This window comes from Desulfofundulus thermosubterraneus DSM 16057, from assembly GCF_900142025.1.
Taxonomy (GTDB): Bacteria; Bacillota; Desulfotomaculia; order Desulfotomaculales; family Desulfovirgulaceae; genus Desulfofundulus; species Desulfofundulus thermosubterraneus.
Genome location: NZ_FQZM01000008.1, coordinates 25955 through 34089, shown reverse-complemented (window position 1 = coordinate 34089; position 8135 = coordinate 25955). Strand labels below are relative to the sequence as shown.

Sequence of the window (8135 nt, the reverse complement as noted above, 5' to 3'; positions counted from 1 at the left end):
TCCGCCACACAGAAGGCAATGGGGTTGGGCCGGGAAGGTGAGCGGCAGGCAAAAACACCGCGTATTTCCGGGCCAAAGGGCGTTCTTGTCTGCAGCGTGTCCCGGCGCGCCAGGTGGCACCAGTAAAGCACAATCAGGTGGGTTGCATGTTCCACATCTTTTAAACCTTCCATAAACTGGGGGTAAATCTCCAGCTCCGACGTCCGGTCGGAAAAACGCCCCTGGTGCGGCGCCTCGCCGGGCACCCGGTAAGGGCTGTGGATTACCCCAACAGGAACTAGTTCCAAAAGCGATCACCTTCTTTAAATTAACTTAACTTGTGAACACTATGGTTCAAAAAAATAATAAAGCCACGCCCCCCCCCTTTTCTCCAAAAAAGGACACCCGGGCCTCCGTGGCCGTTTATTTTTACCTGCCCTTATGTGATTTTCCAAAAACTGATGCGCCTCGTTCCCGTCTTCACTACGGGGTTAAAAATTACTCAACTTCCGTTCATAACCCATCCTACCAAATTAAAAGGGAAAAGTCAATCTTGCAATAAAATGTGGACTTGAAGCAGCTGCTGGCGGAATTAAGAGAGGGTACTCACAAATATGAAACAGATTAAAGTATTCCTGGACAGCAGCGTGATTATTGCCGGCCTGGCGTCGAGAACCGGCGGTTCGCACGAGGTGCTTGCCCTGGTTGAACTGGGGATAATCACTCCGTACGTTTCTGAGACTGTTGTAAGTGAAGTATTCCGGAACTTGCAGAAAAAGTTGCCCGGTTGTATGGACCACTTCTACACATTGTTTAAGGCATTGCCCCTTAAAATGGCAGATCCTGATGATTACGATCTGGAACGGGTCAAATCGTTGATTAACGAAAAGGACGCCCCCACAATGGCAGCGGCCATGACAGCAAAGGTGGACTGGTTGTTAAGTTTGGATAAGCACTTCCTGAATGAAGACTGGGAAGGGAAAGTGGATTTCGCAGCCGGTACACCCGGGGATTTTTTGCAGGAGCTGGTATCCCTTTTGAAGAAAGATCTTCCTGTATAGGCACAGTAGTGCTGCAAACTACCATTTTAATTCTCCTTAAGCCTGTGTTATCTTGAGTCCAATCCTTTTTGGACACGCACCCTGAAATTAAAGGTAAACCTTAGAAAAATTTTGCGAAACAACTTGATTTACCATCTATCTGTAGGTTAAAATTTTGATGAGGAATATCTGCCGACGGACGGCAGAAAAATCTTCCTGGAGGAGGGATGATTTATGACCGAGGTAATCAAGCATGCCCACGAACACACTCACCCGGCGGTAACCCACACGCATGCACATGCGCACGGGGAGACAACTCACGCTCACGAACACACTCATCCGGCGGTAACGCATACCCACGAACACGAGCATCTGCCGGGAGAAGAAGAGATGCACAACCACGAACACCATGTTCACGAGCATGAGCATTAATTTTTAAGAGGGGGGCCGGCATAAAAAACGGCCCCCTTTTAAATGAATACCGTCAACCCGGGAATTCCCTACTGCTGGGAACTTTATCAAATTAAACTAGTTTTTTTAAATAAAATCTACCAGCAGTTCATAAGGAATCACTCTCTCTTACAAAAGACAAATTTTCCGCACACCGGATCAGGACCGCCTTCTTACCCCGGCGCTTGCCCTCTAAAAGAAGCTGGTCAGCGAAGCTGATGAGCCGTTCCAGGTCGCGGTCGTCACCAATTAAAACACGTCCGGCAATTGCTCCACCCATGCTGATGGAGACATTCAGATCCGGTTCCGACACGGAAGCCAGCGCAGAACAAAGAGAGGTAAAAATGCGCCGGGCAAGGACATTAAATTCTCCCGGTTGGTTAACGAGAAAGAACAGGACAAATTCATCACCCCCGTACCGCCCCACCAGATCATCTTTCCTGACCTGATGTCTCAACAATTCCCCTACTTTTTTCAGGACCATATCGCCCACCGGATGCCCGTAACAATCATTTATGGTTTTAAAATTATCCACGTCCATCATCAAGACGGCCACGTGGGGAAATTCGCCCCCCGCTTCTCTGATTAAATACAAACATCGCTCCATAAAAGACCTGCGGTTTAGAACGCCTGTAAGGGGATCATAGCTGGCCAGCCATTCCAGCCGCCGCCGGGCCTGGTGGAGGAGTTCGTTTTTTTCCTCCAGTTCTTTTACTTTCTGCTCCAGTTCGGACAGAGTGTCCCGTACCCGTAAGGCCATATTGTTAAAGGAAGAAGCAATCCCGGCCAACTCACTGGTCTGAAATTTGCTGCCTGCAAAGATATCCTCTTTTTTTGCCGGATCGAAACGGGATAAGCGTTCAGCCAGATTTTTCAAGGGATATACTATTTGTGCCGCAGCCAGGGGATAAAGGAGGGTTGACAGTAATATCACCAGGATAAGTGTACCGCCGAGAGGAACACACAATTGCCGCAAAGGTTCCTCCACGAGTCCTCCCACTGAAGCCCAAACCCTTATCCTGAGGTTGGTCCCCGGCACCGGCGCGCCAACCTCCAGGTTTTCTTTTAATCCGAAGGCCTTAAGCAACAACCTGTCCCCGGAGGAGGATTTTTCTCTTTTCCCGGCCAGATAAAGAACAGCACCATTACTATCTTCCAGGTAAATGACCGGCATTTCCCTGAGCCGCAGTTTGGGCTGGTAACCAAATCCAAAAAGAAATTTGGGGGCAAAAATTTGGGCAGGCTCCGGTTCCACCGGAAACAAAGGCCCGAGTTGAGCCGGGTCTATTCTTTTTACCAGCCCGCCTTTACTGGCTGTAATCTTCTCTCCCTGGAAAGAGAAGAAAAATCCATCTTCTCCCAGAGTGTGCTTCAGGGAAAGGGAAATAATCTGGCTTTCGTATAAAGCCATCTGGGTCAGGTATCTATTTGCCCAGGCAACGGTTTGTAAGGTGAGGTACTTGGCCGTAGCATAAACAGCCAGCAAGGTGGGAACCAGGGCAAGGGTAAAGAACCACACGGTAAATACCTGAATTATACTGCGCCTTCTCCCACTCCCTGACATCAAACCGCTTCCTCCTTAAAACGGGCCAGGAAAACCCGCGCTCTTTGAAACAGGTGGGGATCCAGTTTTTTACCCCCCATTTCTGCCATCACTTTAAGAGCTTCCCCCAAACTCAGGGGAGAACGGTAGGGCCGGGGAGAGGTTAGAGCATCAAACACGTCGGCCAGGGCTAAAATTCTCGCCTCCAGGGGAATACCGTTACCTTTCAGGCCCTCAGGATAGCCTGTGCCATCCCAGGACTCATGATGCGCTTTGACTGCAGCCAGGATACCCCCCAGGCCCCGGATCCCGCGGCACCTGCTTTCCACCAGTTCAAAGCTCCACAGGGGGTGCCGCACTACCATTTTCCACTCGCTTTCCAGCAAAGGGCCGGGCTTCTCTAAAATATGACGGGGCACCAGCAGTTTGCCTGCGTCATGCAGGGCTCCGGCCCAAAAAAGGAGTCGGGGCCTGCCGAGCCCGAGGAAGCAACTCAATCGAAAGGCATACTTTGCCGTGCGCACACTGTGCATCAGTAATTCCGGGAAAACAGCAAGTTCGGGGAAAAAGCGTTCTAAAAAAGGATAAACCGTTGACAACAAAGGGGGTTCACCGGCCGGGAGAACATTCACAAATATTCCCTCCCCCAAAAATTAAGGCCACAAAGGCTCCTCTCCAAATAGCTAGAGAACCAGCCTTCGTGGCCTAATTAATAATCCGCAGTTTCAAACCCGGGTTCAGTCAGGAAAGCTCCGGCTTTCTGCCATCAAAAGTTCCGTACGTTTTTTATTTTTTATTCGACGTTTTTTAAAAAGTTCCTTCCCTAAAACTGCTAGTAATCGCCCTAGGCCACTTTAAAGCGTCGCGCCAGCCCCTCAAGTTCTTCAGCCATTGCCGCCAACTGCTGGGTCGAGGAGGCCATCTCCTGCATCGTTGCCGTCTGCTGTTGCGCCGCAGCGGCGATGTTACTTACACCACCAGCTGCCTCCTGTGTAGCCCGCGCGATCTCCTTGAACTGGCCGTTCAGGTCTTCCACCGCTTGGATGATCTCTCGGAAGTTGCGGGCTACCTCGCTGGTCAGCACCGTCCCCTCCGACACCGTTTGGGCGTTCTGATCCATCATTGCCGACATTGTCTTTGCCTCCTCCTGCACCGCTTCTATCAGGCCGAAAATTTTCTTGGCCGCGCTGGCCGACTGTTCCGCCAGCCGTCGAACCTCTTCAGCCACTACCGCAAAGCCTTTCCCCTGCTCGCCGGCCCGCGCCGACTCAATCGCCGCGTTGAGCGCCAACAGGTTCGTTTGGTCGGCAATCTGGGTGATCAGTTCGACGACCGCGCCGATCTCCCCCGACTTCTTCCCGAGCCGTTCCATCGCCGTCACCATGTTCCGGGTCGCCTGCTGGATCGCGGCCATCTGCGCCACCACCTTATCCAGGCCCTCCTGTCCCGCCCGCGCATGCTGCACCGTCTGCGTGGCCGTGTCTGAAAGGTTCTGGATGGCAGACGAAACCTGTTCCGCTAAAGCCGCGACCTTGCTGACAGACGAAGCAGCACTGGTCGCCGCACTAGCTGTCTGCTCCGTGCCGCTGCTGATCTGCAGCATCTGCTCCGTCAGTTCCCGCGCCTTTCCGGTCAGCCTGTAAGCGATATCCTTTAGATTCTGAATCATCTGATTAACCGCCCTCGCTAAACTGCCGAATTCATCACGCGTATTAGCCAGCAAGCTGCCGCCAGTAAGGTCACCAGACGCCACCTGATTAATTACCGTTTGCAATTTTAAAAGTGGCATGCCGATATTACGCTTGGAATATATTGCTATAATTAGTACAAGAATTAATACCACACCTAGCAGTAATATCTCCCAAAATCTAATCGCTCTCACAGTTCTGAATTTTGTTAGACTGGCATTTTGTTTAACCTCAGAAGCGTGCGTCAAAAACCGGGACATGTCATTTATCAGCTTCTGCTCTTTAGCGTCCATCTCTTCCATTAGGTGGCCCACATCTTTGTTACCTACCGGATCCCTTAAACCCAAAAGTGCTTCCGCAGTTTCGCAAATTGCTTGTAAATCCTGTTCAATTAGTGAAATATCAGCAGTAGAATCCGGATCCAAACTCTGGAGTCGTGCCAGTATATTTTCGGTTTCAGTCCGCAATACTTTAAAATTTTCGCGTTCTTCAAGGGAGCCGGTAATCAAGTAATCGTGTGGGGGCATTAAAAGGTCCGCAACAGACAGTTGTAATGCATGAGTCTCCATCACAACCTGGTCCGCGTGCTCCACCTCCCGATCCAGGGCGTTGATCTTTGCCAGAAAATAGAACTGTGACCCTCCCAGAAAAAGAAGGAGCAAAGCAATCGTTGTAAAGGCTACTATCAGCTTAGACATCGTGGACGAAAAACTATCTGCAAGCCTGCCCACCGCCAATCAGACTCCTTTCCAAGGAATTTCGTCGACCCAGGAATTCCCTACAGTTGAGGGTTATCAAATCAAACCGCTACTCCTTCCCGAAAAAATCCTCTAGATGTTCACATGGAATTACCCTCCCCTACAAAAGACAAATTTTCCATACACCAGATCAGGGCCGTCCCCTCGCACCGGCGCTTGCCCGCAGTAATTAATCCTAAAAAAGCCTGGTATAACCTCTTTTTTGCTCATACATATTGTTATCCGCTAGAGTAAAAATCTCATCAAAGCTCAGCCCGCGCTTGGACATAGCATATCCCACACTTACAGATAAGCTTAAGCCAGCAATGGGATGTTCCCAAGCAGCTACTTTACCTTTTATGCGGTTGACTATTTTTAGCACTTCTGCCTCATTGCAGTCAGTGACTATTATTAAGAATTCATCACCACCCATCCTTATAATCCAATCGCTTTGCCTGACGGATTGTTTTAAAATATCTGCCGTACCCTTAATAATCAAGTCACCCATTTGATGCCCAAAGTTATCATTGATATACTTCAAACGATCTATATCCACCACTATAAGAGCAAACTTGCTTTGCACATTTAAATTGTTCTTTATGAGGTTTAAGTACTGCCTATTGTAGACTCTCGTTAATTGATCTTTCATTGCCAAATTTTCCAACTCGCGATATAAATAATAATTTTTTTATCGCATATGCTACATAGTTTCCAATCACTTTAAGCAGGTCTTGTTCCTGTTGCTCTATATGCATAGTGCCTTTTGTTTCGACAACCAAAAAACCTTTAAATTCATCCCCTGATTCTAAAAATATAAAAATTCTCTTGCTTCCCGCCCATTTTTCTATTATTATCTCTTGGAGGCCATTTTGTACCAACTTTTCACATTTTTTAATGAGTTCTTCTCGTTGGTTATCATTGAGGGGCTGTTCTCCTTCCTGAAAGCAATTTATTTCTCCATTTCTCATAATAACGAGCCATAATTTCTCGAGCGTCAAAACCTTACTAATCAAGGCTGCAGTGTTGTTTAATGTATCTTCCAGATCAAATACTTTCTTCAAAAATATGTTTGCTTGGGCTAGAATACTTAATTTTTCCAGGTTAATTAGCAGCATTCTAAGAAGCTTTTCTCCTTGAGTAACATCCATTGTCAGCATTAGCATCCCACTGTAGCAACCTTTTTCATCTGCTATTTTTATATATTTATTTTCAATGTATCTTCCTTTTCTTGCCATTAACCGCTCCCACCCATTTGCCTGGCCACTTTTGACTTTGGCAAGCTTTTCTTTAACCACTATTCTTCTGTGGGGGCGTTGTATATCAATTATGGTTTTGCCTATCAATTCACCCGGTTCTGCATCTCTTAATTTTGCTGCAAAATTGTTGCAAAAGAGGATACGATCATCCCTGTCTATCAATATTATTCCTATATCAGGCAACTGATCTAAAATTTCTTCCCAATTAATTTCGAGTTCACTATCTTCGTTAATAATAAATTTGCTGTAGTTTTTGTTACTGTTTTCTACGCTAAGGGGAAAGTACGTAGGATGATAATGATGTTTATAAAAATCTGGCGCTATGGATATAAACATGTCTACCAATCGACCGTCCAGATGAGTGTTTTTGCTTTTTATTAGTTCTTCAATTGCTTCTTCAAAACTTAATATTTTTTTATAGGGCCGGAAAGATACCAGGGCGTCAAAACAATCACCGATGCTGACGATTCTTGCAGCCAACGGTATATCTTCCCCGGACAACCCCTCTAAATATCCACTGCCGTCGTACCTTTCGTGGTGATAACGAATCGAATCAGCAACCATATGGTAAAGCTTGGAATCATTCAGTAAATTAATGCCATTAACAGGATGTCTTTTAATTACAGACCATTCTTCTTTATTTAGTTTGCCAGGTTTGTATAAAATCTTTGGCGATATGTTAATTTTGCCTATGTCATGGAGTAATGCACCTAGAGTTAAACGCAAACACTCTTGTTCCGGCAAGCCCATTTTAGTGGCCAAAAGATAGGTACAACAGGATACATTTACACAATGACAGTAAACTGAATAGTATTTATGTTTTAGAGCCAGGTAAAGAGTATCCGCAATCGGGTCGCTGGCAATGATTGATTCTAATGAACTTAGCAATTTTTCATCATAAGGCATTTTTAAAACGGACACGGTAAGTGTCACCTTCCTCTACCTGTCCACCGCTCACCAAAATTACTGCCAAATCCATCCGGGAGCGGTTAAAACCCCTTTTGGGGATAGGGATTTGCCTTCCTCTGGCCGGTCAGGCGCTTAAATATCGCCGGAGTCTATTGAGCCACCTGCGAGGTTCGCGGCCGCCAAGGCTCCCTTAACTGCGCCGCCTTTTAGGTCCTCTTAAGCTTACCAGGAAACAAGCTAGCAAATAAGGGTAGAAAGATTGGGCCGGGCAAGTTCCCGTAAAACATACTTAATCCACTGCCGGTCCGCAAAAGGACCCTTTAATGCCGGTAAAAACGCCTGCAGCCACTTTTCCACATCCTCGGCTTTTTTTGTTTTTCCACTGGCTTTAATTGCGCCAATTCCCTCAACTTCCGGTGTTCCACCGGCCAGCAAAAAACATATTTGCTAAGCTCCCCCTTTGCCATTACGACCAAAATCCGGGGTATTCGGCCCGCCCAACCAAGCACAAAGAAAACCCCCCAACCTGGTGC

General features: G+C 47.3%; 8 protein-coding genes and 1 pseudogene. 1 reads left to right on the top strand and 8 read right to left on the bottom strand.

Translation table 11 applies throughout. The features are described from left to right. A partial coding sequence (gene tsaA, locus BUA65_RS03620) for a tRNA (N6-threonylcarbamoyladenosine(37)-N6)-methyltransferase TrmO (RefSeq protein WP_072867410.1) occupies positions 1 to 287 on the bottom strand: 287 nt, incomplete at its 3' end. A gap of 306 nt (positions 288 to 593) precedes the next feature. On the opposite strand from tsaA, the gene BUA65_RS03615 reads away from it, so the two are divergent. Continuing rightward, positions 594 to 1040 carry a PIN domain-containing protein gene (locus BUA65_RS03615; RefSeq protein WP_072867409.1) on the top strand — a complete coding sequence of 149 codons (447 nt, stop codon included), beginning with the start codon at positions 594 to 596 and terminating at the stop codon, positions 1038 to 1040. A gap of 135 nt (positions 1041 to 1175) precedes the next feature. Here the strand turns inward: BUA65_RS03615 and BUA65_RS03610 are convergent, their stop codons facing one another. The 7 genes and pseudogenes from BUA65_RS03610 to BUA65_RS18750 all read right to left on the bottom strand — a co-directional run. After that, entirely contained in the window at positions 1176 to 1442 is a 267-nt protein-coding gene (locus tag BUA65_RS03610; RefSeq protein ID WP_131821455.1) for a hypothetical protein, read from the bottom strand. A 136-nt stretch (positions 1443 to 1578) separates the two neighbouring features. Then, positions 1579 to 3033 (bottom strand): GGDEF domain-containing protein, encoded by a 1455-nt coding sequence (locus tag BUA65_RS03605; RefSeq protein ID WP_072867407.1) that lies wholly within the window; start codon positions 3031 to 3033, stop codon positions 1579 to 1581. Then, complete coding sequence (locus BUA65_RS03600) at positions 3033 to 3644, bottom strand: HD-GYP domain-containing protein (RefSeq protein ID WP_072867406.1); 612 nt, start codon at positions 3642 to 3644, stop codon at positions 3033 to 3035. Before BUA65_RS03600 ends, BUA65_RS03605 begins: the two co-directional genes overlap by 1 nt. A gap of 212 nt (positions 3645 to 3856) precedes the next feature. Beyond that, the gene (locus BUA65_RS03595) at positions 3857 to 5431 is read right to left on the bottom strand and encodes a methyl-accepting chemotaxis protein (RefSeq protein ID WP_072867405.1); all 1575 of its coding nucleotides are present in this window, start codon (positions 5429 to 5431) and stop codon (positions 3857 to 3859) included. Between the two features lie 202 nt (positions 5432 to 5633). Continuing rightward, positions 5634 to 6086: a GGDEF domain-containing protein gene (locus tag BUA65_RS03590; RefSeq protein ID WP_072867404.1), complete on the bottom strand. Its 453-nt coding sequence runs from the start codon at positions 6084 to 6086 to the stop codon at positions 5634 to 5636. Beyond that, positions 6055 to 7614 (bottom strand): HD domain-containing phosphohydrolase, encoded by a 1560-nt coding sequence (locus BUA65_RS03585; protein ID WP_072867403.1) that lies wholly within the window; start codon positions 7612 to 7614, stop codon positions 6055 to 6057. Before BUA65_RS03585 ends, BUA65_RS03590 begins: the two co-directional genes overlap by 32 nt. Positions 7615 to 7839: 225 nt before the next feature. After that, positions 7840 to 8093 (bottom strand): annotated as a pseudogene (locus BUA65_RS18750) (ISLre2 family transposase); the annotation flags it as partial. Positions 8094 to 8135 lie beyond the last annotated feature (42 nt).

What these genes read in the sequence shown, in the direction of transcription:
- BUA65_RS03615 (WP_072867409.1), top strand. Translation starts at nt 594, where the DNA reads ATGAAACAGATTAAAGTATTCCTGGACAGCAGCGTGATTATTGCCGGC.
- BUA65_RS03610 (WP_131821455.1), bottom strand. Translation starts at nt 1,442, where the DNA reads ATGCTCGTGAACATGGTGTTCGTGGTTGTGCATCTCTTCTTCTCCCGG.
- BUA65_RS03605 (WP_072867407.1), bottom strand. Translation starts at nt 3,033, where the DNA reads ATGTCAGGGAGTGGGAGAAGGCGCAGTATAATTCAGGTATTTACCGTG.
- BUA65_RS03590 (WP_072867404.1), bottom strand. Translation starts at nt 6,086, where the DNA reads ATGAAAGATCAATTAACGAGAGTCTACAATAGGCAGTACTTAAACCTC.